Here is a 25,999-nt window from a genome sequence, read left to right on the forward strand (position 1 = left end):
AATACGTCGAAGGGCCCCACCGCTCGCGGTGGGGCCCTTCGACGTTCGTGGTCTCACTTTCGGTCTCGGTCGGGACCTGCGGAGCCCGGCTGCGGGTCGCGGCGAGCGAGGGTCGTCCCGTCGAACGGATCGCGCTGTGGCGGGAAGCTGGCGGCGCACTTGCCGGGGCAGGCGCAGACGGTGCGGCCGCCGACGCTCGCGCCGTGCTCGACCGCGACCACGACCGGCTCGCTCGTCGTTTCGTCACAGCGGGCGCAGACCTGGGACATCACCTGGCCGTCGCCTCCTCAGTGGGGCTGATCTCGTCGACGACCGCCTGAGCCAGGGCTTCGTGGAGCCGGTTCGCATCGGTGAGGTATCGACCGGGCCCCACTGGGAAGCGCCAGTGCAGACGCGGGCCCGTGGCGTGCGTGGCCGGCGGAACACCCATGTAAGTGACATCAGCACGATGGGCGCCGAGTACCTGCGCCTGCGGCAGCCTCTGCCAGTGCTGGGCGCTGCCCGAAGGGATGAGCCAGTAGACCCGGCTGTAGTCGGCGATGACGGAGCCGGTCGCGTCGGCCAGCAGCTTCAGTGCGCGCTCACCGATCTCCACAGAGGCCCGTACCGCGTCCCAGTACAGCCCTACTTGGACCAGCTCGACGTCGTCGCCGTTCGGCGGCATCCACGGCAAGGCATTGGTCGTCATGCGCCTCCTTCCCCATTACGGGTAGTGAGGAGACAGAACCGTGCGTCATCCTGAACCGGCCAGCGCCGACCCGCGCCGCGCATGTCCGTATGCGGTCGGCGCATACGGACAACGGACGGGCGGCGAGGCCCAGGTACGAAACAGGGGTGGGCATGAACTGGTCTGCGCAGGCGATCCGAGACGCCTCCCGCCGAGGTGACTTCGGCCGGGTGGTGAGCCTGGCTCGCCGCGCCGCCGACGTCTCTCGACGCCAGCTCGGTGACGCCTGCGGAATCAGCCAGTCCGCCGTCTCACGCCTCGAAGGCCGCGGTGCGGCCTCCTACGACATGACCATCCTGGCGAGAGCGGCCGCGCATCTGCACATTCCCCCGCGTCTGGTCGGCCTCGCCGACCACGCGGCGGCACAGGCCGCCGAGAATGGACAGCCCGACGTGCACCGGCGCAACTTCCTCGCGGGAACCGCGGCGATAGCCGCCATACCCGCCCTCCCCGCTCCCCGCCACCACGCCACGGACGCTGGGCAGCCCGCGACGCTCCGCATGGCCACCACGGCCTTCCGCCGCCTGGACGGCACCACCCCCTCCCGCCACCTGTCCGAACCGGTCCTCGCGCACCTGCGGCTCACTCAGACCCTCACGGGCGAGGCGGAACCCCCTGAGGACCGCGCCCGCCTTGCGGCCGTGGGCAGCGAAGCGGCGTCGCTCGCCGGGTGGCTGGCCTGGGACATGAACGACATCGGCTCGGCCCGTACGTGGTACGGCGCGGCCATCAAGGCCGCACGCGCCTCCGGCGACCGGCTGCTCCTCGCGTACCAACTCGGCAGCCTGGCCGGTTTCGAGGCGGACGCGGGCAACGCCGCCCAGGCGCTGCCTCTCATCCACCGAGCCCGTCGTCACCTGGGGGAGGACGCACCGGCCATCGCCTCAGCGTGGCTCAGCACGGTGGAAGCCCAGGCGCACGCGGCATCCGGAAACGCGACCGCTGCGGACACCGCCCTCATCCGCGCCACCCACCACACGGACGCCTTAGCGGACGGCCAAACTCCCCCGTGGCCCTGGGTGTTCACCTTCACCCACAGCAAGGTCGCAGCGGCCCGACTGACCTGTGGCGCGCGGCTTGGGCTCCCCCGGTGGGTGGCTACCTCCCACGACGCAGCGACTGCCGCATTGACGTCGAGCCACGAGAAACAACGCGCACTACTGACGCTCGACCTCGCCGCCGCACATCTCACGAGCGGCCGACTGGACGGTGCGTTCGCCCTCGCCACCAGGGCACTGGAGACCGGCGTGCGGTACCGATCGGGTCGGATCATCGAGCGCGCCCGGGGGCTCCGGCGAATGTATGCGTCGCCCACTCCCCCCAGGGTCGTCCGCGACTTCGATGACCGTCTGCACGGCATCTACCTGTGATCGCGAAAGGACACCTCATGCGCCTGGGAATCACCGGCCACCGAGGGCTGCCTCCGGAGACGGAGCACCTGGTTCGCCTTGCCCTCGAGGACGAAGTCTCCCGTCGCACCCCCGATCTGACCGGGATCTCATGCATCGCCGATGGCCCAGACGCCTGGTTCGCCGAGCTGGTGCTGAAGGCCGGTGGCCGCCTTGAGGTCGTGGTGCCGGCGGAGAAGTACCGCGAGGGTCTGCCGGAGGAGCACCACGAGAGCTACGACCGCCTCCTCAAGCAGGCGGTCCAGGTCCACCGCACGGGCCTGGTCGCGTCCGACTCACAAGCCCACATGACCGGGAGCGAAGTCCTGGTCGGCCTCGTGGACGAGCTGATCGCCGTCTGGGACGGCCAGCCGGCCCGCGGCTACGGCGGCACCGCCGACGTCGTGACATACGCCAAACGCACCGGCGTCCCCACCCGGGTGATCTGGCCGAAGGGCGCCACCCGCGACTGACCATGGGCCTCTTTTGCCCGACTGATCAGGGAAACCTGGTGGGGATGCTCACACCAAGAGCATGGTCTCCGAGCATGAGGGGCAAGTTGGTATCGCTAGAGATAGTAGCTCTGAAGAGACTATCTCTAGCGGGAGGCTTGCCGTGCGTCGCGCCGAGTCCCCCGGGAGGCGCCAGTGGAGACGCGGGCCAGTGGTGCGTCCGGCCGGAGGGATACCCATGAAGGTCACATCGGCGCGGCGCCGAGTGCCTGCACCTGCGGCAGCCTCTGCCAGTACAAGCCATCTGCCGGCCGCCGTCCGAGGCGCTTCGCCCCAGGTCAGCGGGCAAGTGCCCCTGAAGCTCCCAAGCTTCCCTGAGAGCGCTGGCGAACCCACCTTTCTCATCTGAACGACCCGGTGCCCGGGCGGTGGCTACCTTCGGTGGTGGTCCGCACCATGTCGGGTGGGGGTCATCGCCTGCGTGCCGGATAGTGCTTGGCACTCTCATCTGCGAAAGCGCAGAGCTGGCGCATGGACTCCCGGTAGCTATCCGGCGCATCGCAGTCCTTGCTGGGCGGTCCGCCGATCCACTGCTGCCAGAGTCCGTTCGGGGCGAGGAACCGGGCCTCGTGGTCAGTACCGAGTTTGGCGTCGAGCAACAAGAGCGCGCCGAGGGCGGCTGTCTGGTCGTAGTCGAGGTCGGGGCGCGGCAGGTATCGGTCGAGGTAAGCGACCAGGAGGTCGGCGTCGACAGAGGTGCCAAAGGTGGCCAGAGCGACACAGTACGCCTGCCCCGCGTAGGGCCCTTCACTGGCGAGCAGGAGTTCGCCGAGACGTTCGCGGAACTCGGATCTGCCGGCAACGGCGATGAGCCAGGCTGCTGTCTTGCGCTCGCGCCAGCCTCGGTCGAGCAGCAGGCCCAGTCCATGAGGACTGATCTCTCCGGCAGCCTTGCCCAGCTTTCGCATGAACTTGGCTTGGTCGCGCCCACTCATCCCGAGGAGGCTGCCGCCGAGTTTGAGGTACCGCTGGCCGGGCGTGACATAACGGCGGATCAACCTGATCGGCTCTTCCTCTCCGTCGGTGCGGCGCATGGCAGCATCCTCGTATGGACGAAGCTGCCAGACCAAGAATCTGGTCGGTGGCGCCTCGGCCCTGCGTGTCCAGCTGTCTCAGTTTCCGTCCCGTTCAGCCCCGTTCACGTCCGTTCAGACGGGGCTCGAAGCCGTCCCCGCGTCAACACAGCCGAGCGGGTCGCGCTGCGGCGGGAAGCCGACAGCGCACTTACCGGCGCAGGTGCAGGCGGTGCGGTCGCTGACGGTCGCCGGGTGCTCGGGGTGAAGGGTGCCACACACGACTGCCCCATCCCGTACGGGCCGACGCCGGTCATTGCCGCGAGGGCGGGAGGCCGGCGGAAAGGTCCAGGTGGAAGGGGGAGCCCGGAGCAGTGGGGGTCCAGCCTTCGCGAAGGGCCGGCTGGATGATCTCGGCTACGTCGGATGGCAGTACGGGCTCGGGCTCATGGCCGAGCCAGTTGCCCGGCTGTGGCCGGTTGGCCGTGACCACGAGCGTGGTCCTGGGAACGTCTGCGTGCTCCACCGCGAACGTGCACGGTGACCAGGCCAGGCCCTTGCAGTAGGTCGGCCTGCCTCGCAGGCGCCAGCGGTAGGGCGTGCCGTCGACGATGAGGCGCCGTGCGCCCTTGCGTGGCAGTGCCATGACTCCCCCTCGGCGCTGAGCCTGCCAGATGTTCCGCAGCGCGGGGCGGCCGCCTCGGGGGCAATCCGTGGGTTCTCACCCCTTGACGTGGGGTTCTCGCGTGGGCACCATCCTCCCCACCTCATGTGAGAAAAGCTATCACACTATGAGAAGAGCGAGGGTGTCGATGCGTGTAGGGATCCTTGGGCTGGGCGAGGCCGGGGCGTTGTACGCCGCTGGGTTCGCGGAAAGTGGCTGGTCGGTTGTGGGGTATGACCCCGGCGACGTGCCGACGCCGGATGGTGTTCGGCGGGCGGGGAGTGTGGCGGAGGCGGTTACCGGGGCCGATCTCGTGCTGGGGCTGACGGGGGCCGCGGCGGCGGTGGGGGTGGCGGCGGAGGCCGTGCCCCATCTGCGGGACGGCGTCGTCTTCGCGGACATGAACGCCGGGGCGCCGGAGCTCAAGCGGACGATCGACGGCATCGTCAGCGAGGGTGGGCGGGCGGTCTTCGCGGATGTGTCGGTGATCGGTTCGGTGCCCACGTTCCGGCACCGTACGGCGCTGGTGGCCAGTGGGCGGGGGGCCTCGGCGGTGGCGGAGCACTTCGGGGCGCTGGGGGCGCCGGTGGAGGACCTGGGCGCGGAGCCCGGGGCGGCGTCGGCGCGGAAGCTGCTGCGGAGCCTGTTCATGAAGGGGCTGGGCGCGGTCATCGTGCAGACGGTGGAAGCGGGCCGTGCCGCCGGGGACGAACGTTGGGTGCGCGAGCAGATCGTGCGGGAGCTGGCCGACGGCGAGGCCACGTTGGAACGGCTGTATGCGGGAACGTTCAAGCATGGGCGGCGGCGGGCAGGTGAGGTGGCCGCCGCGGCCGGGCTGATGGCGGAACTCGGCCTGGACGCGGCGTTGGCCGACGGCATCAGCAGGCTGCACGCCCTGGCCGCCCGGCCGGGCGGGCTGCGCGCCGCACCGCTGGTGACCGAGGAGCTGCTGGCGGCCTACGAGGGGCTGCCCACCGCCAACATCGGCGACGCGCGTGACCGGCTGGGGCTGGTCGACTCCGGCATCAGCCCGCTGTGGGCCGGTGCCCGCGCGGTGGGCCGGGCGGTGACGGTGCTGACGCGGGCCGGGGACAACCGGGCCCTGCACGAAGCGTTGCGGGTCGCCGGGCCCGGTGATCTGATCGTGGTCGACGGGCAGGGTGACACCTCCCGTGCCCTGATCGGTGAGCTGATCGCCGAACGCGCCCGGGCCCGTGGCGTGGTCGGCATGGTGCTCGACGGCGCCGCCCGCGACGTGGAGGTCCTGGAGGAGATCGGCTTCCCGGTCTGGGCGCGCGCGGTCACGCCTGCCGGGCCGTACAAGGACGGCCCCGGCAGGGTGAACGTCGCCGTCGCCGTCGGGGGCGCGGTGTGCGGGCCGGGTGATCTGGTCGTCGCGGATGGCGACGGGGTCGCCGTCGTGCCCGCCGAGGAGGCGGAGCCGACACTGGTCGCGGCGCGTGAGATCGAGGCCGACGAGGCCCGGCGCCGCAGCAGCATCCGAAGCGGAGGGGCTGGACGGGCCGGCGGGTCCGGGCAGGCTGGAACGGCCGCGGGCAGAACGGCCTCAGGCGGAACGGCCTCAGGCGGAACGGCCGCGGGCACACCGGCAGGAGAAGCAGCATGATCGCGATATGGGCGCTGGTCTGCTACATGACGGCCATCATCGTCTGGAACGCCGTCCTGAAGAGGAACATCGGCGAAGCCCTCCTCGTCGGCTTCGTGGTGACCGGCCTGTTCGCGGGCGGCGACATCGGCCACGTCATGTGGCAGGGGTTCGCCGAGGCGATGCGGGAGGAGGTCACGTTCGCCGCGCTCGCCTTCGTGTTCATGAGCTACCTGCTGAGCCGTACGCCGGTCCTGGACCAGTTGCTGAACATCCTCAACTCGCTCCTCGGGCGGCTGCGGGGCGGGCCGGTGTACACCTCGACCGTCGCCGCGGGCATCTTCGGCGCCATCGCCCACGTCGGCGCGGCGGTCACCGCCGCCGTCGGCTCGGTGACCATTCCGTGGATGAAGCGCTCCAAGGTCAGCGGTGAACTCGCCGCCACCGTCGCCGCCGGTGGGGCGGGCATGGGGGTCACCTTCCCGTTCAGCTCCACCATGTTCATCCTGATGGGGTCGGCCGGGGTGGCGGCGCTGGTCTCCAAGGACGACATCGTGCTGCCGCTGTTCATGGGCGGGCTGTGGTGCCTGGGCTACCGCCTGCTGGCGGCGTTCTGGATGATCCGCCGCCACAAGATCCAGCCCATGGAACGCGCCGATCTGCTGCCGCTCCGGGTCAGCCTGGGCGCGGGGTGGACCAGCCTGTTCCTGTTCGCCGGGATGGTCGTTCCCCTGCTGCTGACCCGCGGACCAACCGGCGGTGAGCTGGGCCGTTACGTCGGTGTCGTGATGTCCGACGCGATCAGCCTGATCACCTGGATACCGGTCCTGCTCATCGCGATCGTGCTGTTCCTGGGCCGCCGCCATCTGCCCCGCGCCGGACGGGGGTGGTGGCGCCTGCTGGAGGGGGCGGCGCCGCAGTTCGGGGTCATCGGCGTCACGATCGTGGCCGCCTTCTCCGCCTCGAACGTCCTCGGTGAGCTGGGCCTGCCCCAGCAACTCACCGACGTGCTGACGCAGCTGCACGCACCGAAGTGGGCCATGACCCTGATCGTGGGGGTGATCGTCGTCGCCGTGGCCATCCCGCTCACCGCGAGTGCCACCATGGCCGCCATCGGCCCCGTCGCCGTCTCGTCCCTGGCCGAGGCCGGGGTGCCGGCCGCCACCGCGTGCGTCGCGGTCCTGATCTTCGCCTCCACCGAGGGCGCCTCGCCGCCGTCCGGAGCGCCGATCTACGTGGCGAGCGGCATCGCCGGAGTCAATCCGGCCCGCACCTTCGCCCCCCTCGTCGGCTACTACTGCCTGCCCATCCTGCTGATCGGCGCCGCGGTGGCCACCGGCGTACTGCCCGTCTGATCCGCTCTTCCGTACGAGGTCCTGCCATGCCCCTCCACGTGATCAAAATCCTCTTCCGCCTCGGTGTCCTCGGCTTCCTGCTCGGCGGTCTGTGCATCGTCCTGGGCCAGGCGCTGGGACTGGTGCTCGGCGACGCCGCCTGGGTCAACGATGTCGCCACCGCCGCCGGGCCCCCGACCTTCATCACCGCCGGTGTCACCGGCCTGCTCGCCTACGTCCTGTCGTACGCCGCTCCCGGCGACCCGGAACCGGTCGCGGAGGCCGCACCGGAAGCGCGGCCCGCCGAGGTCGCGTCGCGGCCCGAATAAGACGGCTGAAGACCGCTGACGGCTGAAGACGGCGTACCGCTCCGGGTGGATCTTGTGCGCACCACGCCGCTGCTCGCATGCTGATAACACTTATCAGGAAATTCCGCAGCCGAGCAGACCACCCAGGAGCCGACCCATGGCCACCCCCGCCTCCCCGATGCGCTCGGTCGACCGAGCCTTCGACGTGCTGTCCGTGCTGGAGGACGCCCGTCACCCGCTGCGGCTGAGCGAGATCGCGCGCCGCTCCGAGCTCCACGTGGCCACCGCGCAGCGCATCCTGAACGTCCTCATCGACCGCGGTTACGCCGTCAAGGAAGAGCCCGGCTATGTCGCGGGCCCGGCCTCCGTGGCCACCGCCCACGCCTTCCTGGTCAACAACCGGCTCAGCCAGGTCGCCCTGCCCGTCCTGCAGGAGCTGGCCGCGACCACCGGTATGACGTCCACCCTGTACGTACGCGTCGGCCTCTCCCGGGTGCTGATCGCCCGCGTCGAGGGCCTCAATCCGCTCCGTTACCAACTGCCCATCGGCGAGAAGCTCCCCCTGCACCTGGGCGCCGGGAAATCCCTGGCCGCCTGGCTGCCCGAGGAGGAACTCGACGCCTACGCCGACAGCGTCGCCCCCTTCACCCGGATCTCCGGCGAACGCGTCAGCGCCGACGACCTGCGCGGCGAGCTGCGGTGCGTCAAGGAGAACGGTTACGCCGTCTCCCTCAGCGAACGCGTCCTCGACGTCACCGCCTTCAGCGCCGCCATCCACCGCGGTGACCAGGTCCTCGGAGCGCTCAGCGTCGCCGGTCCCAGCAGCGACCTGCCGGCCGCCGACCACCCGCGGGTCATCACCGAAGTACGCCGGGCGGCCGGCGCCATCGCCGCCCGCTGTCCTTGAAGGCCCCTGAACAGAAAGCGCCTCCCCCTTGTCCGATCCCCTGCCTCACTCCACCTACGACGAGTTGCTGCGGCGCACCGACGCCCCGTCCGGCTCCAGCTGGTACCTCTTCGCCGACCAGCCCGAACGCGGCATGGCCAACTTCGCGGGCCCCGAGCAGGTCCGGCGGGCGGCACACGAGGTCCGCGACGGCCGCGCCTTCAACCTGGACTACGCCCTCGACGCCTTCGACCCGCCCATGTCCCGGGCCCGCGGCATCCCCCGCCACCGCATCACCGCCAAACACGACCAGGCCCGCGACGACGTGCTGGAGGAGTTCTTCCTCCAGGCGAGCACCCAGATCGACGGTCTGCGCCACCGCCGCGCGTCCGGGCACGGCTTCTACAACGCCGTACCCGACGATGAGATCGCGCCACGAAGCCCCCGCCTCGGGGTGCAGGTGTGGGCCGAGACCCCGCTGGCCGGACGCGCGCTCCTCATCGACATCGACGGACTCCTCCGCGACCGCGGCACGCCGCTCGACCACGCGACCGGCCCCGCCCTCGGCCCCGAACTGCTCGACGCGGCCCTCGACGCACAGCGCTGCCGCGTCGAACCCGGTGATCTGGTGCTCGTCCACACCGGCTGGGCCCACTGGTACCTCACCGCCGACCCGGGCGAACGGGCCGCGGTCCGCGCCGATCGGCGCGCCACCGGGTTCGTCCAGTCCCGGGACGTCGCCGCCTGGTGCTGGGACCACCGCATCGCGCTGCTGGCCACGGACACCTTCGCCGTCGAAGTCCTCCCCGTGGTGCCCGGGAGCGACTTCCACGACAGCGCGCCCGAGGACGGCGGCATGATGCACCAGGAACTGATCGCCAAACTCGGCCTGCCCCTGGGCGAGCTGTGGAACCTGGACGGACTCGCCGCCGACTGCCGGGCCACGAACCGCTGGACCAGCCTCCTGACCGTCAAGCCCCTGAATCTCACCGGCGGTGTCGGATCCCCCGCCAACGCCACCGCCCTCCGGTGACCGCGGCGGGGCGGCGGTCAGAGCCAGCCGTTGCGGCGGAAGCCCCGGTGCATCGCGAAACAGGCGGCGGCGATGACGGCGATGATCAGCGGGTAGCCGAATCGCCAGCGCAGCTCCGGCATGTGGTCGAAGTTCATGCCGTAGACGCCGCACACCATGGTGGGCACCGCGATGATCGCCGCCCAGGCGGTGATCTTGCGCATGTCCTCGTTCTGGGCGACGGTCACCTGGGCGAGGTGGGCCTGGAGTATGGAGTTCAGCAGGTCGTCGAAGGCGGCGATCTGTTCGGTGACCCGGGCCAGGTGGTCGGCGACGTCGCGGAAATACGTCTGTATGTCGAGGTCGACCGCGGAGAGGCGCTGGGTGGAGAGCCGTTCCATCGGACGGCCCAGGGGCGCCACGGCGCGCTTCAGCTCCAGCAGCTCGCGCTTGAGCTGGTAGATCCGGCCACCGGGGTCGGTTCGGTACGCGGGCTCGGGGGCGAAGACCTCGGCCTCGACCTGGTCGAGGTCGTCCTGCACCGCGTCGGCGACCGCGAGGTAGTCCTCGACCACGTGGTCGGCGATGGCGTGCAGCACCGCGGAGGGGCCCTTGGCCAGCTGGTCCGGGTCGGCCTCCAGCTCCTCGCGCAGCGGGCCGAGCGAGCCGTGGCGGCCGTGCCGTACGGTGACGACGAAATCGGGCCCGGTGAAGACCATGACCTCGCCGGTGTCCACGACCTCGCTCGTCGTGGACAGCTCGTCGTGTTCGACGTACCGGACCGTCTTGAAGACGGTGAACAGCGTGTCGTCGTACGTCTCCAGTTTTGGCCGCTGATGAGCGTGGACGGCGTCCTCGACGGCCAGCGGGTGGAGCGCGAACAGCTCGGCGATCCCGGCCAGCTCCGGCTCCGCGGGTTCGTGCAGCCCGATCCACACGAAGCCGCGTCCGGCGCGGCGCACCCGCTCGATCGCCTCCTCCACCGGGCAGTCGCCGGGCTGCCGCTTCCCGTCGACGTACGCCACGCAGTTCACCACCGACGTGCCGAGCGGCGAGCGGGCGGGGTGGTTGAGATCGACGCGGCGGCGCCGACGGGCCAGGCGCGCCACTTTCCGGAGGTTGCCGACCATCGACATGGGAACTCCTTCGGCTGAGCTACGGCCGGGCCCTCCCCCGTCAGGGGACGGCGCCGGCTGCGTCCACAGCGTACGACCCGGCTCCGAATCGCCCGGGGCGCGGCCGATGAGTTTTCGCGGCGGTGGCCGTCTGAGAGGAGGAAGAGTTCACCGCACTCGCGTGGAGGGCATCATGCGGAAGATCATCGCCAGCCTGTTCATCTCGCTCGACGGGGTCGTGGAGGCGCCCGACCAGTGGCACTTCCCCTACTTCAACGACGAGATGGGCGCCGCCGTCGACACGACCCTCGGCAGGGCCGACACCCTGCTTCTGGGCCGCAAGACCTACGACGGCTTCGCCGGGGCGTGGCCGGAGCGGGAGGCGGCCGGGGGTGAGGACGCCGGTTTCGCGAAGAAGCTCGGCGATGCCCGCAAGGTCGTCGTGTCCGGCCAGGACCTGTCGTTCACCTGGCGGAACTCAGAGCGGCTGGAGGGCGGGCTGGTCGACGGCGTCGCCGCCTTGAAGAGAGAACCGGGCGGGGACATCGCGATGAGCGGCTCGGTCTCGGTCGTCCGGGAGCTGCTGGCGCAGGGGCTGCTGGACGAGTTGCACTTGCTGGTGCACCCGATCGCCCTGTGCAAGGGCATGCGGCTGTTCGAGGAGGGCGAGGCCACGATGCCGCTAAGGCTGCTCTCGTCCACGACGTTCCGCACCGGGGTGCTGCATCTGGTCTACGCCCCGGCCGAGTCGCCCGGCGACGCCACGTACGACGACGCCAAGGCTCATCTGCCCCAGGACGAGGCGTAGTCAGGCGTTCTTGGGCCGCGCTCGCCGTTCACGCGGGGGCGGCCCACTTCGTGCAGGTGAAGGGCTCGTCCAGCCAGTAGGTGTCGTGCTGCGCGTCGTAGACGATCGGGTAGTCGGTGTCCGGGTCGCACAGCTCGTCGATCTGGGCCCGGTCGGCGGAGCTGATGGTGAACCAGTACGTGTTGGTGTCCCAGGCGACCCGCTCGCAGCGGTAGAAGAAGCCCTTCACGCCGGGGCCGAACACATCGCTTCAAGCCTCCGGCGATGACGGCCATGGCCAGCGCCACCAGCAGAAGGAGGGAGGCCCGGATTCCGTTCCGGGGCGAGGACGACGTGGTCATGGGGCGCTCCGTTCCGGGGCATCTGACGGCCGGATCGCACGCTAACCGCTGGGGCAGGCGACCGACCGGACGGACAGGGCCGGCCGGAGCCCTTCCCCGCCACGATCGACCGGACGGACGAGACGTCCGCGCCGCCGCCGCTCGCTAATCTGCCCCGGTGACCATCGAGCTGACCGTCCTGTCCACGGTGTCCTTCCGCGGCGAGGAGATCACCGCCCCGCGGCTGCGGGCGCTGCTGGCGCTGCTCGCCTCCGACCCGCGCACCGGGTGCGGCACCGGGCGGCTGGTCGACGGGCTGTGGCCGGACGAGCAGCCGTCGAACCCCGTCAAGGCGGTGCAGATCCTGGTCTCCCGGCTGCGGTCGCTGCTCGGGGCCGACGTGGTGGTCAGCACGCCCCGTGGGTATCGGCTGGGGCTCGGCGAGGAGCGGGTGGACGCCTCGGCCGTCCTGCTGCACGCCGCCGCGTGCGCGGAGAAGGCGCGGGCCGGGGATCACGCGGGGTCCCTCGCCGAGGCGGAGGACGGGCTGGCCCTGTGGGACGGGGGCGGGGACGCGGAAGCGGTGCTCGGCGATCCGGTGGCGGCACTGCGCGCCGAGCGGGCGGCGACGCACCGGGCGCTGGTACGGGGGCGGGCGCTGGGCCTGGCCCGGACCGGGGCCCGGGACGCGGCGGCCGGGCCGTTGGCGGAGCTGGTGCGGGAGTTCCCGAGGGACGAGGAACTGTGGCTGGAGCTGGTGCGGTGCGAGGCGGCGACCGCGGGCACGGCCGCGGCCCTGGCGACGTACGAGCGCTACCGGCGGCGGCTGCGCGACGAGTTGGGCACCGACCCGGGCCCGGGTCTGCGGGCCCTGCACGAGGAGTTGTTACGGGGCGAGGCGCCGGTGGTGCGGCGCGGGGTGCCGCACGAGCCGAACGCCCTGCTCGGCCGGGACGGGGACATCGCGGCCGTGGCCGGTTCGCTGCGCTCGTCGCGGGTCACGTCGATCGTGGGTCCCGGTGGTCTCGGCAAGACCCGGCTGGCGGCCGCGGTGGCGCGGGCGGCCGAGCAGCGGGTGGTGCACCTGGTGCCGCTGGCGGGCGTGACGAGGGACGAGGACGTGGCGGCCGAGGTCGCCTCGGCGGTGGAGGGCGGGGACGTGTGGCGGCCGTCGGGTGGCGGGGGCGCGCCCTCGGCGGAGGTGCTGGGCGGGCTCGTCGGGGCGCTGGGGCCGGGGCCCGTGCTGCTGGTGCTGGACAACTGCGAGCAGGTGGTGGGCGGGGTCGCCGAGCTGGTGCGGGGGCTGGTGGCGGCGACCCGGGACGTGCGGGTGCTCACCACGAGTCGTACGCCGCTCGGGATCACCTCCGAATCGGTCTATCCGCTGCCGGAGTTGGACGCGACGACGACGGTCGAGCTGTTCGAGCAGCGGGCTCGGGCGGCGCGGCCGGACGCCGAACTGCCCGCCGGGACCGTCGCCGGGCTCTGCCGCCGCCTCGACGGGCTGCCGCTCGCCGTGGAGCTGGCCGCGGCCCGGGTGCGGGTGCTGTCGGTGGGGGAGATCGCCCGGCGGCTGGAGGACCGGTTCGCGCTGCTGCGGGGCGGGGCGCGGGACGCGCCGCGGCGGCATCGCACCCTGCACGCGGTGGTCGACTGGAGCTGGAACCTGCTCGCGCCGGACGGACAGGCGGCTCTGCGGGCGCTGTCCGTGTTCCCCGCGGGATTCACGGCGGAGGCGGCGGAGCGGCTGGTCCAGGGGGACGCGCTGGAGCTGCTGGAGGATCTGGTCGGGCAGTCGCTGCTGAAGGTGACGGACACCCCGTCCGGCGCCCGGTTCCGGATGCTGGAGACCGTACGGGAGTTCAGCGCGGCACACCGGACGGCGGCGGGCGAGGACGAGCAGGTCACAGCGCGTTTCCTCGCCTGGGCCCGGGACTTCGGTACGACGTACCACGACGCGCCCTTCGGCCCGGACGCCGTGGCCGCCTGGCAGCGGATACGGGCGGAGCAGGACAACCTGGTGCGGGCCCTGCGGATCGCGCTGGACGCGCACGACATGCCGACCGTCGTGGCGACCGCGGCCGCGCTGGGCGCGCTGTGGGCCACCGAGTCCCGCTACACGCGGCTGTTCGCGCTGGCCGAGGACACCGGCCCGGCGCTGTCGCGCCACCGGCCGGAGCCCGATGGCGTCGAGCCGGTCCGTACGCTCGCGGCCCTGGTGACGGTCAACGCGTTCCTCGGCGCGGGCACGGGCGCGCCGCGCTTCCTCGCCGTACTGCGCCGGCTGCCCCCGGCCGCGCCCTCGACACTGATCGGCGCGCTGGCCACGGTGCTCGGCCGGATGCCGGAGCTGCTGGGGCCGGACCGTACGGCTCTGGAGCGGCTGTGCGCGAGCGACGAACCGCTGGTGGCGGGGGTCGCGGAGGGGATGGCGGGCTATCTGTGGGAGAGCGAGGACGAGCCGGAGCGGGCCATGGCCGCCACCCGGCGGATGCTCGCCGCGTTCGAGGGGCGGCACGTGCCGTGGTCGGCGGTCATGGGGCATTCGCGGCTGAGCGAGCTGTGCCTGCACGCCGAGCGGGGCGCGGAAGCGCTGGTGCACATGGCGGAGGCCATGCGGGTCATGGACGAACTCGGCGACTGGAAGGACATGGTGGGCCTGCGCTGGGGCATGGTGCTGGCCCACCTCCAGACCGGCGACCTCGACGCGGCCGAGCGCTGGCTGGAACAGGCGGTGCTGCACCGGCCGGAGGAGGCAGTGGACCTGCTCACGCCCGATCTGGGGGCGCGCGCGGAGACCGCGCTCGCGCGGGGTGAGACGGAGCGGGGCCTGGCGCTGTGGCGGCGGGCCGTGCGCACGCTGGAGGATGCCGGCGATCTGCTGCTGGAGCCATGGGCGTTGGAGCTCCAGGCGGTGTCGGTGGCCGCACACGCGCAGCACGGCCGTCCCGATCTGGTGGCGGAGGCCGCCGGGGCCCTGGCGGGCCGGCTCGTGGGGCTGCTGGACCGGGGCAGGGTGGTGGACGTTCCGGTGTGCGGGGTGATGCTGCTGGCTCTGGGGTACGTCGACCTCGCGGCGGGGCGGGCCGGGACGGGGGTGCGGCTGATCGCGCTGGCCGAGCGGTTCCGGTGTCTGCGGAGCTTCCAGCCGACGACGGCGTCGGCCCGTTCGCGGCGCGCGGCCCAGGACGCCGACGGGGCGGCGTACGAGGACGCGGTGTCGTCGTACGCCGCCCTGTCGCGGGACGAACTCCCCGCCGCGGCGGTCGCGTTGCTGAAGCTCCGCGCCTGACGGGGTCACAGCCGGACGGGCAGCCGCAGCAGGTGGAAGCCGTCGCCCGGCCAGTGGCCGAACTTCAGCGCCTCGCGGTCCACGGCGAGCCGCAGGCCGTCGCGGCGGACGAAGAGCCGGTCGAGGACGACGCCCGTGACGAGGCGGCCGAGCGCGGCGCCGATGCAGTAGTGGGCCCCGTGCCCGAAGGCGAGGTGTCCGTCCCCGCGCCCGAACTCCCGTCCCACGTCGAGGGCTTCCGCGCCGTCGCCGAACTCCTCCGGGTCGTGGTCGGCGGCGAGCAGCGCGACCGTCACCGCCTCGCCCCCGCGCAGCGCGGTGCCCGCGAAGTCGAAGTCCTCGGTGGCGTAGAGGGTGGCGCCGATCCGGACGATGGAGACGTACCGGAGGAGTTCGGGGACGGCGCGCGGAAGCAGGCCGGGGTCGGCGTGCAGCCGGGCGGCCTGCTCGGGGTGGTCGAGCAGGGCGAGGGCGGCGTGGGCCAGGAAGAGCGCGGGCGGGGTGATCCCGGTGTTGATCAACAGGAAGACGATGCCGATCAGTTCGTCCTCGGTGAGCGGGTCCTCGTCGTCGCGAGCCCCCTGGAGGAGGGTGGAGATCAGGTCCTCGGTGGGCTCGGCCCGGCGGCGGGCGATCAGCTCCTTGGCGTACTCGACGAGCGCGACGAGCGCCTCACCGGCCCGGCTGCCGTCGCCGAAGGCGAAGTCCCGCATCCAGGAGCACACCTGGTCGCGGTCGCCCGCGTCGACGCCGATCAGCTCGCAGATGACCTGGGTGGCCAGGGGGTAGGCGAAGGCGCCCAGCAGGTCCGTACCGCCGTTCCTGGCGGCCTCGGCGGCCAGGCCGTCCGCGGTCCGTTCCACGAAGGCGCGCAGCGCCGCGATGCGGCGGGCGGTGAACGCGCGGGTGAGCGGGGCGCGGCGGCGGGCGTGCTCCTCGCCGTCGAAGAGGGCGAGGTGTCCGGCGAAGTACGTCACATACTCGGCGGGGAGTCCGGCGGAGGCCGCCGCCAGCAACTCGTCCTGCGCGTCGGCCGCTTCGGCGCCGCCCGGGGCCCGGCCGCGGTCGCGGATCAGCCGCGGCTCGGTGAGGGCGGCCTTGACGTCGGCGTACCGGGTGACGAGCCGGACGGGGGTCGTGAGGCCGGGGAGGACGACGTGCGGGAGTTCGTCGCGGGTGCGGAGGCCGGCGTAGCCGCGTACGGGGTTCTCGACCTGCTCGGGCGTGAGGTGAACGGCGTTCTCGGTCATGCCCCGAAGCGTGCGGGAGGCCGGCTTCAGCCTGGCTTCAGTCCGGCTTCGGCCTGGCTTCGGCCCCGGCTCGGCGCTCGCGCAGGCTGTGCGTTCGCCATGAATGCCACCGAAATTGTTGACGATATTGCGGACGATTCATACGCATGGGCCGGCTTCCTCACCCACGTCGGGGCCCGGAAGCTCGACCTGATGAACCCCATGTTCTTCATCAAGCAGCGGAACCCCGGGCGGGCGAGGCACTGGTGGATCCGCGTCGGCACCAAGGACAGCGACACCTCGCTCACCGTCGTCGGCAACCTGGCCGCCGGTCTGGAGAACCTGGGCGACGACGTCAACGCGCTGATGTACTGGGACGCCGGGCATGACGCCAACCAGGACGCGGGCGACTTCATGACGTGGATCGGCCGGGTGACGGGCTGCGCGGGGTGACCTGACGAAGAGGTCAGGACCGGCGCGCGGCCCGTAGGTGGCCGGCGGCCGAGCTGGGCCGGTACGGGGCGGTGCCCATGTACGTGGCGCGGTAGCCGAGCTGGCGCAGGTCGTCGTAGCGGGCGCGTGATCCGGTGCGGAGGGTGGCGTCGCACCGCGCCCTGCCCCGGGTGTTCGTGATCACGGCGCACAGCTTGTGGGCTCCGGTGGAGTCGGTGAACGTCACCCTCTCCCCGGGCAGCGGTGCGCCGTCGGCGGTGGTCAGGGTGGCGGACAGCCCCTTGACCCGCAGGGACGCGGGCGAGGTGTGCCGTTCCACGGTGGCCACGCTCGCCTTGAGACGGGTGGCCTCGGGGTGCGACGGCGGGATGGCCAGCCCGACCGGGCTGCTCAGCCCGGCGATGGGCACGGTGGTCTGACCGCTGCCGTCCGCGGGGATCTCCACCACCCGGTCGTTGCCGAAGTCGGCGATGAAGAGGTCGCCGTACGCGTCGACCGCCAGCCCCTGCGGGGTGTTCAGGCCGGTGGCGGGGACGGTCGTCTGCGGGCCGCCGCCCCGGGGCAGCTTCACCACGCGGTCGTTGCCCGAGTCGGCGACGTACAGGTTCCCGGCCCGGTCGAAGGCGAGCCCGGTGGGCTCGGACAGCCCCGCCGTGGGCACGGTGCGCTGCGGCCCGCCGTCCGCGGGCACCACGACGACGCGGTCGTTGACGAAGTCGGCGATGTAGAGGTCGCGTCGGGCGTCGAACGCGAGGCCATCCGGGTGGAGCAGGCCGGTGGCGGGCACGGTGGTCTGCGGACCGCCGTCCAGGGGGAGCCTCACCTCGCGGTTGTTGAAGCTGTCGGCGATGAACAGTTCGTCGTCGCCTTCATCGCCTTCGACCCCGCCGTCGCCTTCATCGGCCTTTCCGAGGGCCAGCCCGATCGGGCGGGAGAGGCCGGTGGCGGGGACCGTGGCCTGACCGCTGCCGTCCGCTGGGACCGTCACCACCCGGTTGTTGCCGGTGTCGGAGATGTAAAGGTTGCTGTCGTCGTCCAGGGCGAGACCGGTGGGGCGGGTGAGGCCGGTGGTGGGGACGGTGCTCTGGCCGCTGCCGTCGGTGGCGACCTTCAGCACCGTGTTGTCGGTGTAGTCCGACACGTACAGCTGCGCGACGCGCGCAGCGGACGGCGCGGCCGTGGCGGCGGCCGCCGAGGCGAGACCGGAGACGAGTCCGGCCGCACACAGCGTCAGGATTCCTGCCAGCGCGGTCAGTCGGTGCCGTACGGGGAAGCGGCTCATTCCACACCCACCTGTGGTTTCTGGACGGTCGGCCCATTGCCGTGACCCCGACATTAGGAACCCACCGCCCGCCCCGGCCCGCACCACGCCAGCGGCCCGCCGGGATCCACCCGGGTGGCAGGCGCCGGAATGGCCGAATCCGATTTGCGGCGCACCGATCACGCCCGTACGGTCCGAGCGCGGCGGCCCCGCTAGTCGATCACCAGCCCCTTCGCCTTCAGGACCGGTTCGAGGCCGCAGACCTCCATGACGCTCTTGCCGGAGCGGTAGGCGGCGATGAAGGCGTCCTCGGCCTCGACACGCTCCTGGCACTTGGCGATGACGTCCGCCAGGTCCTCGTGGCGGACCACGACGACGCCGTCGGCGTCGGCGCGGACCACGTCGCCCGGGCGGATGATCTCGCCGGCGATCAGGACGGGCTCGGCCATGGGGCCGACGGTTTCCTTGACCGTGCCCTTCATGCAGACGCTGTAGGAGAAGACGGGGAAGCCGAGTTCGCGCAGTTCGCGGGTGTCGCGGACGCCGGTGTCGGTGACCAGGCCGCCCAGGCCCTTGGCCACGCAGGCGTTGGCCAGGACGTCGCCGAAGGAGCCCGCCTCGGCGTATGCGCCGGCGGAGACGGTGATGACGTCGCCGGGGCGGGCGTGGGCGATGGCGACCTGGAGCATGATGTTGTCGCGGGGTGCGCAGCGCACGGTGAAGGCGGGGCCGCACAGGGACATCGCGGGGTCGACCGGCTTGATGGTCGAGTCCAGGGCGCCGAGGCGGCCCTGGGCCTCGTGGATGGTGGCGGCCGAGTAGGCGCTCAGCTGCTTCACCAGGTCCGGATCGGGGCGGTCGAAGGCGGTGTTGACGCGGATCATGTGATCCCCTCAGGAGAGTTCTGCGCGGGCGCGGGCCATGGCCTCACAGGCCGCGGTGAGGACGTCGTTCGAGGTGGCGAAGGAGATGCGGAAGTAGCCCGGCGAGCCGTACGCGGCGCCGTGGATCACCGCGACCGACCGCGACTCCAGCAGATGGGCGGCGACGTCCTCGTCGCCGCGGATCTCCTGGCCGGAGGGGGTGCGGGTGCCGAGGAGGCCGGTGCAGTTGACGAAGGCGTAGAAGCCTCCGTCCGGCGGGGTGCAGGACATTCCGGGGATGTCGTTGATCAGCTTGACGACGGTGTCCCGGCGCGCCCGGTAGACGGTGACGGTGTCGTGGACGAAGCCCTGGTCGCCGCTGAGCGCGGCGGTGGCGGCGGCCTGGCTGATGGAGGAGGGGCAGGAGGAGATCTGGGACTGGAGGGTGTTGATGGCCCCGATCAGCTCGGCGTTGCCCGCGCCGTAGCCGATGCGCCAGCCGGTCATCGCGTACGTCTTGGAGACGCCGTTGGTGCAGAAGACACGGTCGGCGAGACGCGGTTCGACGGCGGCGAGGCTGTGGACCCGGCCCGTGCCGTAGAAGATCTCGTCGTAGATCTCGTCGGTGAGCACGTGGACGTGCGGGTGGGCGAGCAGCACCTGGGCGAGGGCGCGCAGCTCGTCGGCCGTGTAGACGGCGCCGGTCGGGTTGCCCGGGGAGTTGAGGACGACCCAGCGGGTGCGGTCGGTGAGGGCGGAGGCCAGCCGTCCGGGGGTCAGCTTGAAGCCGTCGGCCTCGGGGCAGGGGACGATGACCGGGGTGCCGTCGTTGGCCAGCACCATGTCCGGGTACGACACCCAGTACGGGGCCGGGATGACGACCTCGTCCCCCGCGTCCAGGGTGGCCATCAGGGCGAGGAAGATGATCTGCTTCCCGCCGCCGCCGACCGCGATCCGGTCGCCGGGGTAGTCCAGCCCGTGGCGCCGCCGCAGCCGGTCGGCGATGGCGGCCCGCAGCTGCGGGGTGCCGTTGACCGGGGTGTATTTGGTGGCGCCCTGCCGGATCGCCTCGATGGCGGCGTCCTTCACATGGCCGGGGGTGTCGAAGTCGGGTTCGCCGACGGTGAGGTCGAGGATGTCCCGGCCCTGGGCCTTCAGTTCGCGGACCCGCTGGGCGGCCGCGGTGCTGGGCGAGGGTTTGATGCGGCCGACGCGCTGTGCGGTGCTCATCTCAGTCGGCCCTCCGCTCGAAGTTGAGCCCGCCCGGCACCTGGAAGGTGGGCAGGATCTCCATGTGGCCGATGTTGACGTGGCGCGGCGAGGAGATGGCGAATTCGATGGCGTCGGCGATGTCCTCCGGCTTGAGCGATTCGTAGCCGTCGTAATACCGGCGCTGCGCCTCTTCCATGTCGCCGAGCAGCCGTCCGAAGATTTCCGTCTCGACCCGCCCGGGGCAGATTTCGGTGACCCGGATCCGGCGCCCGTATCCGTCCACCCGCAGCTGGCGGGAGAGGGTGTGCACGGCCGATTTGGTGGCGTGGTAGATGGTGTTTCCGCCGAAGTTGTAGACGGCGGCGATGGAGCTGATGTTGACGATGTGGCCGAGGTCGCGTTCCACCATGCCCGGCATGACGAGCCGCACCAGGTGCAGCACGGCCTGGATGTTGACGGCGATCTGCTCGTCGATGGCGAATTCGTCGGCGGTGAGGATGTTTCCGGTGCGGGACACCCCGGCGTTGTTGACGAGGATGTCGACCTGGAGGCCCCGCAGTTCCTCGGTGAGCGCGGCGGTGTCGGTGATGTCGACGGCGTGCGGGACGCAGCCGGTGCGCCGGGCGAGGTCGTCCAACCGGGCGGCGTCGCGGGCGATGGCGTGGACTTCCAGGCCCTGCTTGGCCAGCCGCTCGACGACCACCGCGCCGATTCCGGTGGAGGCACCGGTCACCAGTGCGGTCTTGTAGTCGGAAAAGGGCATCGGAACTTCGCTCCTCTGTGGGGGCAGGTATTTACGGAATTACGCGTCGCGCAGCGGCATATGGGCCCGGTCCGAGACCCGGGATACGGCGATGAGCGTGCCGAGGGCGGTGACGACCGCGTAGAAGGCGGGCATGTTGGTGTTGCCGGTGCGGTCGATGAGATAGGTCATCAGCAGCGGCGCGGTGCCACCGAAGAGCGCCGAGGAGATGTTGTAGCCGAGGCCGTAGGCGGAATAGCGGACCCGGGTCGGGAAGAGTTCGACGAGCAGGATGTGGATGACGCCGGTGTGGCCCGCGAAGATGACGGCCATGACGCACGCGCCGAGAATCGCCAGCCCCACGTTGCCGGTCCCGATGAGCAGGTAACAGGGAACGCCCAGCGCGGCCATGGCGATCGCGGCACCCGACAGGACCTTCTTCCGCCCGATCCGGTCGGACAGGGCGCCCATGTACGGAATGGCAAGGGAGATGGCCACCAGGCTGGTCGAGGTGACGAGCAGCCCCTGCACCTTGCTGAAGTGCAGCTCGGTGCTCATGAACGTGGGCATGTAGCTGAACAGCACGTAGTAGCCGGAGCCGTTCATCAGCGGGATGAACAGGGCGAGCAGCATCGCGCGGCGGTGCTCGGAGGAGGTGAACGCCTCCTTGAGCGGGTTCTTCGCCAGTCCGCCCGCTTCCTTCAGCCGGTTGAAGTTCGGCGTGTCGCTGATGCGCTTGCGGATGTACAGCCCCGCGATCCCCAGCGGGACGGCGAGCAGGAACGGGATCCGCCAGCCCCACGACTCCATGGCGTCCGTGCCGAGGCCGCTGGTCATTCCGGCGGCGATCAGCGTGCCGGTGAGCAGTGAGAGGAACGAGGCGATCTGGGCGTAGCTGGTGTAGAGACCGCGCTTGCCCTCGGGGGCGTGCTCGGCGAGGAAGCTCATCGCGCCCGATGCCTCGCCGCCGACCGAGAAGCCCTGGAGCACGCGGAGCAGGATGAGGAGGACGGGGGCGGCTATGCCGATGCTCGCGTACGTCGGGAGCACGCCGATCGCCGCGGTCGCGACGCTGATCAACATGATCACGAAGACGAGCATGCGCTGGCGTCCGATGCGGTCGCCGAGGTGACCGCAGATGATCCCGCCGAGGGGGCGGAAGAAGAACGAGACGGCGTAGCCGAGGAAGACGAGCTGCACCTGCACCGCGTTGGACGCGTCGGGGAAGAAGACGGCGCCCAGAGTGCCCGCCATGAAACCGAAGATGCCGTTGTCGTACAGCTCGGCGAAGATTCCGACGCATCCGGCGAGGGTCACTTTCCGAGCGGTTCTCGGATCGACGACGTTGGGTGCCGGCTGGGCGGCGGCGACGGCGGTCATGATGTCTCTTTTCTGCAGCGGGGTCAGGCAGATGGGGGCGGATCACTCACCGTGGGGAGGGGGACGGAATGCGAAAGGGGAGGGGTGGAATACAGGGAGGGAATGCAGGGGTGGAATGGCGGCGGGAATTCACACGGGGGACGGGACGGGCCGGGTGGCCGAGGGGTCGGGAATGCCCAGCTCGTCGAAGACGGTGCGGACGCGGGCGGCCAGGGCGCGGACGGCGTGGTGCCGGGACCGGTACGCGGCCACCGCCTCGTCCACCGTCCGGTGCCGGAAGCGGACGGTCTGGCCGGGCCGGGCCTGCCCGAGCGCGCACAGACCGGTCGCGGTGACCACCGCGAGCACCGGATATCCGGCGGTGACGCCGCGGCCGCGGTGCAGGACGAGCAGTTCGTCGCCCGCGGGCACCTCGACCGCGCCGACCGGCACCCCACGGGACAGCACCTCGCCGGTCGCCACCCGCCGGGGTACGTCGCCGCTCATCCGCAGCCCGATGTGGTTGCTGCGCGGGGTCACGGTGAACGGCGAGCGGAACAGCCGCTCGGCGGTGTCGCCGAACTCGGCGAGGTCGGGCCCGTCGGTCACGTCGATCGTCCAGGACTCGGTGAAGCGCGCCACCGGGGCGTGCACCCGGAACAGCGGGATGCCGAACACCGGGTGGTGGACCGGCGGGCAGGAGGTCCGCAGGGCCAGCCGGTCGCCGTCGCGCAGCGTGGGTCCGAAGCCGAGGATCGTGTCGGGGGCGCACGAGCCGAGGAGGGACGGGGTGTCCACCGAGCCGAAGACGGCCAGGTAGACGCGCAGCCCCAGCCGGATGCCGCTGATGGCGATGGTCTCACCCGCCCGGACCGGCAGCGGCTCCCACTGCGGGCGGGGCACCCCGCCCACGGTGACGTCGGCGGGCGCGCCGGTGACCGCGACGAGGATGTCGGTGGACGGGGTGCAGCCGAAGTCCAGGGCGGTGATCTCCAGCAGCGGCGCGCCCTCGTCGTTCCCGGCCAGCACGTTGGCGACGCGGGCGGAGTGCTGGTCGAGGGCGCCGTTGACCGGCAGGCCGTAGCGGGAGTGGCCGAACCGGCCGAGGTCCTGCACGGTCGTCAGGCCCGCCCGGTGGACGGTGAGGGTGCCGGTCGCGGTGAGGGTGTCAGTCATGGCACGCCGCCAGCGGTGCGCCCGCGTGCTCGTCCCACTGCTCGGAGGCGATCGGTACGAACTGGAAGGTGTCCCCGGGCCGGTACGGGGTCAGCGGCCGGGCGTCGAGGTCCAGCACCCGCAGCGGGGTGCGGCCCAGCAGCGGCCAGCCGCCGGGGGACGGCATCGGGGAGATGACGGCCTGCCGTCCGGCCACCGCGACCGACCCGGGTACGACGCTGGTACGTGGCGAGGCGAGCCGGGGCACCGGGCGCGGGAACGCCGGGCCGTCCATCATCGGGGCGGCGGCCGGGGCGCCGAAGCAGCGGACGGTGAGGGGGGCGCGCGAGTGCAGCTCGACCACCTCGTCCTCGGTCAGCCCCAGCTGCCCGGCGACGACGGGCAGGTCGGGGCCGTACTCGCCCCCGTACACCACCGGCACGACGAAGCGGCGGGGCGCGGGCCCGGGGCGCGGGTCCTCGGCGAGCCTGCCGCTCTCGTACCGCAGCAGCCGCCGGAGGGTGGTGTGGTCGGTGGTGGCGCAGTCGAACTCGACGAGCAGCGTGTCGTACGTGGGCACGATGCCGTACACCCCGCCGGGCCGGGCGGCCTCGACCGCGTCGGCCAGGGCGTGGACGGTCCGCCAGGCCCGGTCCGGCGCCATCCCCGCGGCCTTCACCACGACGGCCGAGTCGCCGCAGTCCGCGATGGTGACCTCGCCCGCCATGTCAGGCGCTCCCGACGGCCGTGGCGCCGGCCTTAAGGTCCAGGACCTCGGTGAGCGGCGCGATCCGCACCCCGGCGGTGAGCAGGTCGCCGCGGACGCGGTGGGCGAGCGCGATGGCGCCGGGGGTGTCGCCGTGCAGCAGGACGGTGTCGCAGGCGACGGGGAGGTCGCGGCCGCCGACGGTGCGGATCACCCCCTCGGTGACCATGCGGACCGTCCGTTCGGCGATCTCCCCCGCGTCGTGGAGGACCGCTCCGGGCTCGCTGCGGGGCACCAGCGTGCCGTCGTCGCGGTACGCCCGGTCGGCGATGCCGACGATGCCGACCCGCAGGCCCAGCGCGCGGGCGGCGTCGGCCAGCTCGCCGTCCTGGGCGAGGACGATCAGGGACCGGTCGAAGGACGCCACGGCCCCGGCGACCGCCTCCGCGTAGTCGGGGCGGGTCGCGACCAGGTTGCCCAGGCGGCCGTGCGGCGCGATGTGCCGTACGCCGGTGCCGTGCGCGGTCGCGAAGGCGTGCAGCGCGCCCAGCTGGTACAGCGTGTCGGTGCGGACCTCGTCCGGGGTCAGATCCATCGCGCGGCGGCCGAATCCGACGAGATCGGGAAAACTGTGGTGCGCGCCCACCGCGACACCGATTTCGGCGCAGCGGCGGACGGTCGCGTCCATGATTCTCGGATCGCCCGCGTGGAATCCACACGCGATATTGGCCGATGTCAGCACGTCGAGCAGCGCCTCGTCGTCGCCCATCGCGTAGGCGCCGAATCCCTCGCCGAGGTCGGCCACGAGATCGACGGCATGCTTCATGACGTCCTCCGAGAAAAAGAAGAAAGCGGCTTCGTCGCTTCTTTGCGAGGGGGGAAATTCGCGTTTCGGTGAACGTAATCCGTACGAGAGATGGCGGCAAATATGCGTTGTGTGTGACGCGATCGCCTCTGGTTATGACCTGGGCCACACGCGTCGTCGGCCGTGGCCGGTGCGGCGCCTACCATGAGGGCCCGCCGAGGCTGGAGGACCGCGCATGGACACCAGGCGTCTGTACTCGTTCGTGAAGATCGTCGACGCCGGGAGCATCACGCGCGCGGCCGACATCCTGCACATCGCGCAGCCCGCCCTCAGTCAGCAGCTCTCCATGCTGGAGACCCAGTTCAAACAGCAGCTGCTGATCCGCAGCAAGCGCGGAGTGGCGCCGACCGAGGCGGGCCGGGCGCTGTACCGGCACGCCCAGCTCATCCTGCGCCAGGTCGAGTTGGCGCAGGCCGCGGTCGACGTGTCCGGGCGGGCGCCCGCGGGCAGCGTCTCGGTGGGCCTGGCCCCGTACAGCATGGGCGCGGCGCTCGCGCTGCCGCTGCTGACCAGCGTGCGCGAGCGCTACCCCGACATCCTGCTGCACATCAACGAGAACTTCGGCGGGGTGATCAGCGAGGCGATCATGACCGGCCGGATGGACATGGCGTTCATCTACGGGGCGGGCCCGCTGCGGGGCGTGCAGTTCGAGCCGCTGCGCACCGAGGACCTGTTCCTGATCGCGGCGCCGGGCCGGACGGTGGAGCCGGGCGGGGGCGCGGACGTGCCGCTGGAGGAGCTGGCGGACGTGCCGCTGCTGCTGCCCAGCCGGATCCACACCATCCGCCAGGTCGTGGACGCCGCGTTCCAGCACGCCTCACTGCGGCCGCGCGTCATCGGCGAGATCGAGTCCGTCCTGACGCTGGTCAGCGCGGTCGGCGCGGACCTGGGCGCGACCGTGCTGCCGTGGTCGGCGGCGCGCGCGATCCTCGACGTCCAGAACCTGGTGGTGCGCCGGATCGTGAACCCGGCCATCCCGGTCAAGCTGTCCCTGTGTACGTCCGACCACCAGCCGCTGTCGGAGCCCGCCCACGCCGTGCACGATCTCTTCCATGAGCTGATCGCCGATTTCGGCTAGTGACCTGAGTCGGAGGTTTGTCGTTGGTTCGGTATGAGTCGTCCGGGTCCGAAGATTCCGCCGTTGTCACTGACTGATGCCCAGCGGGCGG

26 protein-coding genes are annotated in these 25,999 nt (G+C 71.7%); 11 read left to right on the forward strand and 15 right to left on the reverse strand.

Going from position 1 to position 25,999, the window contains the following annotated elements; all coding sequences use genetic code 11:
• Positions 1–53 precede the first annotated feature (53 nt).
• Positions 54–269 (reverse strand): hypothetical protein, encoded by a 216-nt coding sequence (locus ABZ562_RS04630; protein ID WP_361473939.1) that lies wholly within the window; start codon positions 267–269, stop codon positions 54–56.
• Positions 269–688, reverse strand: coding sequence for a hypothetical protein (locus ABZ562_RS04635; protein ID WP_361473942.1), 420 nt, complete (start codon positions 686–688; stop codon positions 269–271). The genes ABZ562_RS04630 and ABZ562_RS04635 overlap by 1 nt, the downstream gene beginning before the upstream one ends.
• Positions 689–840: 152 nt before the next feature.
• On the opposite strand from ABZ562_RS04635, the gene ABZ562_RS04640 reads away from it, so the two are divergent.
• Positions 841–2,097 carry a helix-turn-helix transcriptional regulator gene (locus ABZ562_RS04640; RefSeq protein ID WP_361473945.1) on the forward strand — a complete coding sequence of 419 codons (1,257 nt, stop codon included), beginning with the start codon at positions 841–843 and terminating at the stop codon, positions 2,095–2,097.
• 17 nt (positions 2,098–2,114) lie between these two features.
• The gene (locus tag ABZ562_RS04645; RefSeq protein ID WP_361473948.1) at positions 2,115–2,588 is read left to right on the forward strand and encodes a hypothetical protein; all 474 of its coding nucleotides are present in this window, start codon (positions 2,115–2,117) and stop codon (positions 2,586–2,588) included.
• 449 nt (positions 2,589–3,037) lie between these two features.
• Here ABZ562_RS04645 and ABZ562_RS04650 read toward each other — a convergent pair whose 3' ends face one another.
• Entirely contained in the window at positions 3,038–3,661 is a 624-nt protein-coding gene (locus tag ABZ562_RS04650; RefSeq protein WP_361473951.1) for a DUF6000 family protein, read from the reverse strand.
• 292 nt (positions 3,662–3,953) lie between these two features.
• Positions 3,954–4,286, reverse strand: coding sequence for a hypothetical protein (locus ABZ562_RS04655; protein ID WP_361473954.1), 333 nt, complete (start codon positions 4,284–4,286; stop codon positions 3,954–3,956).
• A gap of 166 nt (positions 4,287–4,452) precedes the next feature.
• Between ABZ562_RS04655 and ABZ562_RS04660 the strand changes: the two genes are divergently transcribed.
• From ABZ562_RS04660 to ABZ562_RS04680, 5 genes are all read left to right on the forward strand, one after another.
• Positions 4,453–5,931 carry a DUF1932 domain-containing protein gene (locus ABZ562_RS04660; protein WP_361473957.1) on the forward strand — a complete coding sequence of 493 codons (1,479 nt, stop codon included), beginning with the start codon at positions 4,453–4,455 and terminating at the stop codon, positions 5,929–5,931.
• Complete coding sequence (locus ABZ562_RS04665) at positions 5,928–7,265, forward strand: TRAP transporter large permease subunit (RefSeq protein WP_361473959.1); 1,338 nt, start codon at positions 5,928–5,930, stop codon at positions 7,263–7,265. Before ABZ562_RS04660 ends, ABZ562_RS04665 begins: the two co-directional genes overlap by 4 nt.
• A 26-nt stretch (positions 7,266–7,291) precedes the next feature.
• The gene (locus ABZ562_RS04670; protein WP_361473961.1) at positions 7,292–7,573 is read left to right on the forward strand and encodes a hypothetical protein; all 282 of its coding nucleotides are present in this window, start codon (positions 7,292–7,294) and stop codon (positions 7,571–7,573) included.
• A gap of 136 nt (positions 7,574–7,709) precedes the next feature.
• The gene (locus tag ABZ562_RS04675) at positions 7,710–8,459 is read left to right on the forward strand and encodes an IclR family transcriptional regulator (RefSeq protein ID WP_361473964.1); all 750 of its coding nucleotides are present in this window, start codon (positions 7,710–7,712) and stop codon (positions 8,457–8,459) included.
• Between the two features lie 28 nt (positions 8,460–8,487).
• Positions 8,488–9,471 carry a cyclase family protein gene (locus ABZ562_RS04680; protein WP_361473967.1) on the forward strand — a complete coding sequence of 328 codons (984 nt, stop codon included), beginning with the start codon at positions 8,488–8,490 and terminating at the stop codon, positions 9,469–9,471.
• A gap of 17 nt (positions 9,472–9,488) precedes the next feature.
• Here the strand turns inward: ABZ562_RS04680 and ABZ562_RS04685 are convergent, their stop codons facing one another.
• Positions 9,489–10,586 (reverse strand): magnesium and cobalt transport protein CorA, encoded by a 1,098-nt coding sequence (locus ABZ562_RS04685; protein WP_361473970.1) that lies wholly within the window; start codon positions 10,584–10,586, stop codon positions 9,489–9,491.
• 172 nt (positions 10,587–10,758) lie between these two features.
• On the opposite strand from ABZ562_RS04685, the gene ABZ562_RS04690 reads away from it, so the two are divergent.
• A complete protein-coding gene (locus ABZ562_RS04690) occupies positions 10,759–11,373 on the forward strand; it encodes a dihydrofolate reductase family protein (protein ID WP_361473973.1) in 615 nt (204 codons plus the stop codon).
• 28 nt (positions 11,374–11,401) lie between these two features.
• Here ABZ562_RS04690 and ABZ562_RS04695 read toward each other — a convergent pair whose 3' ends face one another.
• The gene (locus tag ABZ562_RS04695) at positions 11,402–11,617 is read right to left on the reverse strand and encodes a hypothetical protein (RefSeq protein WP_361473976.1); all 216 of its coding nucleotides are present in this window, start codon (positions 11,615–11,617) and stop codon (positions 11,402–11,404) included.
• A gap of 254 nt (positions 11,618–11,871) precedes the next feature.
• Between ABZ562_RS04695 and ABZ562_RS04700 the strand changes: the two genes are divergently transcribed.
• Positions 11,872–14,985, forward strand: a complete 3,114-nt coding sequence (locus tag ABZ562_RS04700) for a BTAD domain-containing putative transcriptional regulator (protein WP_361473979.1) — start codon at positions 11,872–11,874, stop codon at positions 14,983–14,985.
• A 5-nt stretch (positions 14,986–14,990) separates the two neighbouring features.
• Here ABZ562_RS04700 and ABZ562_RS04705 read toward each other — a convergent pair whose 3' ends face one another.
• On the reverse strand, positions 14,991–16,235 hold the full coding sequence (locus tag ABZ562_RS04705) for a cytochrome P450 (protein ID WP_361473981.1): 1,245 nt from the start codon (positions 16,233–16,235) through the stop codon (positions 14,991–14,993).
• Positions 16,236–16,427: 192 nt separating this feature from the next.
• Between ABZ562_RS04705 and ABZ562_RS04710 the strand changes: the two genes are divergently transcribed.
• The gene (locus tag ABZ562_RS04710; protein ID WP_361473984.1) at positions 16,428–16,667 is read left to right on the forward strand and encodes a hypothetical protein; all 240 of its coding nucleotides are present in this window, start codon (positions 16,428–16,430) and stop codon (positions 16,665–16,667) included.
• Between the two features lie 13 nt (positions 16,668–16,680).
• On the opposite strand, the gene ABZ562_RS04715 is transcribed toward ABZ562_RS04710, so the two are convergent.
• The 8 genes from ABZ562_RS04715 to ABZ562_RS04750 form a co-directional block, all read right to left on the reverse strand.
• Positions 16,681–17,949 carry a hypothetical protein gene (locus tag ABZ562_RS04715; RefSeq protein ID WP_361473987.1) on the reverse strand — a complete coding sequence of 423 codons (1,269 nt, stop codon included), beginning with the start codon at positions 17,947–17,949 and terminating at the stop codon, positions 16,681–16,683.
• Positions 17,950–18,140: 191 nt separating this feature from the next.
• On the reverse strand, positions 18,141–18,812 hold the full coding sequence (locus tag ABZ562_RS04720) for a 4-carboxy-4-hydroxy-2-oxoadipate aldolase/oxaloacetate decarboxylase (RefSeq protein ID WP_361473990.1): 672 nt from the start codon (positions 18,810–18,812) through the stop codon (positions 18,141–18,143).
• Between the two features lie 9 nt (positions 18,813–18,821).
• The gene (locus tag ABZ562_RS04725; RefSeq protein ID WP_361473993.1) at positions 18,822–20,021 is read right to left on the reverse strand and encodes an aspartate transaminase; all 1,200 of its coding nucleotides are present in this window, start codon (positions 20,019–20,021) and stop codon (positions 18,822–18,824) included.
• Position 20,022: 1 nt separating this feature from the next.
• Entirely contained in the window at positions 20,023–20,766 is a 744-nt protein-coding gene (locus ABZ562_RS04730) for an SDR family oxidoreductase (protein ID WP_361473996.1), read from the reverse strand.
• Between the two features lie 39 nt (positions 20,767–20,805).
• The gene (locus ABZ562_RS04735) at positions 20,806–22,125 is read right to left on the reverse strand and encodes an MFS transporter (protein WP_361473999.1); all 1,320 of its coding nucleotides are present in this window, start codon (positions 22,123–22,125) and stop codon (positions 20,806–20,808) included.
• A gap of 129 nt (positions 22,126–22,254) precedes the next feature.
• Positions 22,255–23,280, reverse strand: a complete 1,026-nt coding sequence (locus tag ABZ562_RS04740) for a biotin-dependent carboxyltransferase family protein (RefSeq protein WP_361474002.1) — start codon at positions 23,278–23,280, stop codon at positions 22,255–22,257.
• Positions 23,273–23,986 (reverse strand): carboxyltransferase domain-containing protein, encoded by a 714-nt coding sequence (locus ABZ562_RS04745; RefSeq protein WP_361474004.1) that lies wholly within the window; start codon positions 23,984–23,986, stop codon positions 23,273–23,275. The genes ABZ562_RS04740 and ABZ562_RS04745 overlap by 8 nt, the downstream gene beginning before the upstream one ends.
• A gap of 1 nt (position 23,987) precedes the next feature.
• On the reverse strand, positions 23,988–24,791 hold the full coding sequence (locus tag ABZ562_RS04750; protein ID WP_361474007.1) for a 5-oxoprolinase subunit PxpA: 804 nt from the start codon (positions 24,789–24,791) through the stop codon (positions 23,988–23,990).
• Positions 24,792–25,005: 214 nt separating this feature from the next.
• Here ABZ562_RS04750 and nac point away from each other — a divergent pair, with 214 nt between their 5' ends.
• Positions 25,006–25,908 carry a nitrogen assimilation transcriptional regulator NAC gene (gene nac, locus ABZ562_RS04755; protein ID WP_361474010.1) on the forward strand — a complete coding sequence of 301 codons (903 nt, stop codon included), beginning with the start codon at positions 25,006–25,008 and terminating at the stop codon, positions 25,906–25,908.
• Positions 25,909–25,999: the final 91 nt, after the last annotated feature.

Source organism: Streptomyces sp. NPDC019937, assembly GCF_040631655.1.
In the GTDB taxonomy this organism is placed as follows: domain Bacteria; phylum Actinomycetota; class Actinomycetes; order Streptomycetales; family Streptomycetaceae; genus Streptomyces.

Coding starts and splice junctions, on each gene's coding strand:
- ABZ562_RS04630 (WP_361473939.1), bottom strand. CDS start 269: ATGTCCCAGGTCTGCGCCCGCTGTGACGAAACGACGAGCGAGCCGGTC.
- ABZ562_RS04635 (WP_361473942.1), bottom strand. CDS start 688: ATGACGACCAATGCCTTGCCGTGGATGCCGCCGAACGGCGACGACGTC.
- ABZ562_RS04640 (WP_361473945.1), top strand. CDS start 841: ATGAACTGGTCTGCGCAGGCGATCCGAGACGCCTCCCGCCGAGGTGAC.
- ABZ562_RS04645 (WP_361473948.1), top strand. CDS start 2,115: ATGCGCCTGGGAATCACCGGCCACCGAGGGCTGCCTCCGGAGACGGAG.
- ABZ562_RS04650 (WP_361473951.1), bottom strand. CDS start 3,661: ATGCGCCGCACCGACGGAGAGGAAGAGCCGATCAGGTTGATCCGCCGT.
- ABZ562_RS04655 (WP_361473954.1), bottom strand. CDS start 4,286: ATGGCACTGCCACGCAAGGGCGCACGGCGCCTCATCGTCGACGGCACG.
- ABZ562_RS04660 (WP_361473957.1), top strand. CDS start 4,453: ATGCGTGTAGGGATCCTTGGGCTGGGCGAGGCCGGGGCGTTGTACGCC.
- ABZ562_RS04665 (WP_361473959.1), top strand. CDS start 5,928: ATGATCGCGATATGGGCGCTGGTCTGCTACATGACGGCCATCATCGTC.
- ABZ562_RS04670 (WP_361473961.1), top strand. CDS start 7,292: ATGCCCCTCCACGTGATCAAAATCCTCTTCCGCCTCGGTGTCCTCGGC.
- ABZ562_RS04675 (WP_361473964.1), top strand. CDS start 7,710: ATGGCCACCCCCGCCTCCCCGATGCGCTCGGTCGACCGAGCCTTCGAC.
- ABZ562_RS04685 (WP_361473970.1), bottom strand. CDS start 10,586: ATGTCGATGGTCGGCAACCTCCGGAAAGTGGCGCGCCTGGCCCGTCGG.
- ABZ562_RS04690 (WP_361473973.1), top strand. CDS start 10,759: ATGCGGAAGATCATCGCCAGCCTGTTCATCTCGCTCGACGGGGTCGTG.
- ABZ562_RS04705 (WP_361473981.1), bottom strand. CDS start 16,235: ATGACCGAGAACGCCGTTCACCTCACGCCCGAGCAGGTCGAGAACCCC.
- ABZ562_RS04710 (WP_361473984.1), top strand. CDS start 16,428: ATGAACCCCATGTTCTTCATCAAGCAGCGGAACCCCGGGCGGGCGAGG.
- ABZ562_RS04715 (WP_361473987.1), bottom strand. CDS start 17,949: ATGAGCCGCTTCCCCGTACGGCACCGACTGACCGCGCTGGCAGGAATC.
- ABZ562_RS04720 (WP_361473990.1), bottom strand. CDS start 18,812: ATGATCCGCGTCAACACCGCCTTCGACCGCCCCGATCCGGACCTGGTG.
- ABZ562_RS04725 (WP_361473993.1), bottom strand. CDS start 20,021: ATGAGCACCGCACAGCGCGTCGGCCGCATCAAACCCTCGCCCAGCACC.
- ABZ562_RS04730 (WP_361473996.1), bottom strand. CDS start 20,766: ATGCCCTTTTCCGACTACAAGACCGCACTGGTGACCGGTGCCTCCACC.
- ABZ562_RS04735 (WP_361473999.1), bottom strand. CDS start 22,125: ATGACCGCCGTCGCCGCCGCCCAGCCGGCACCCAACGTCGTCGATCCG.
- ABZ562_RS04740 (WP_361474002.1), bottom strand. CDS start 23,280: ATGACTGACACCCTCACCGCGACCGGCACCCTCACCGTCCACCGGGCG.
- ABZ562_RS04745 (WP_361474004.1), bottom strand. CDS start 23,986: ATGGCGGGCGAGGTCACCATCGCGGACTGCGGCGACTCGGCCGTCGTG.
- ABZ562_RS04750 (WP_361474007.1), bottom strand. CDS start 24,791: ATGAAGCATGCCGTCGATCTCGTGGCCGACCTCGGCGAGGGATTCGGC.
- nac (WP_361474010.1), top strand. CDS start 25,006: ATGGACACCAGGCGTCTGTACTCGTTCGTGAAGATCGTCGACGCCGGG.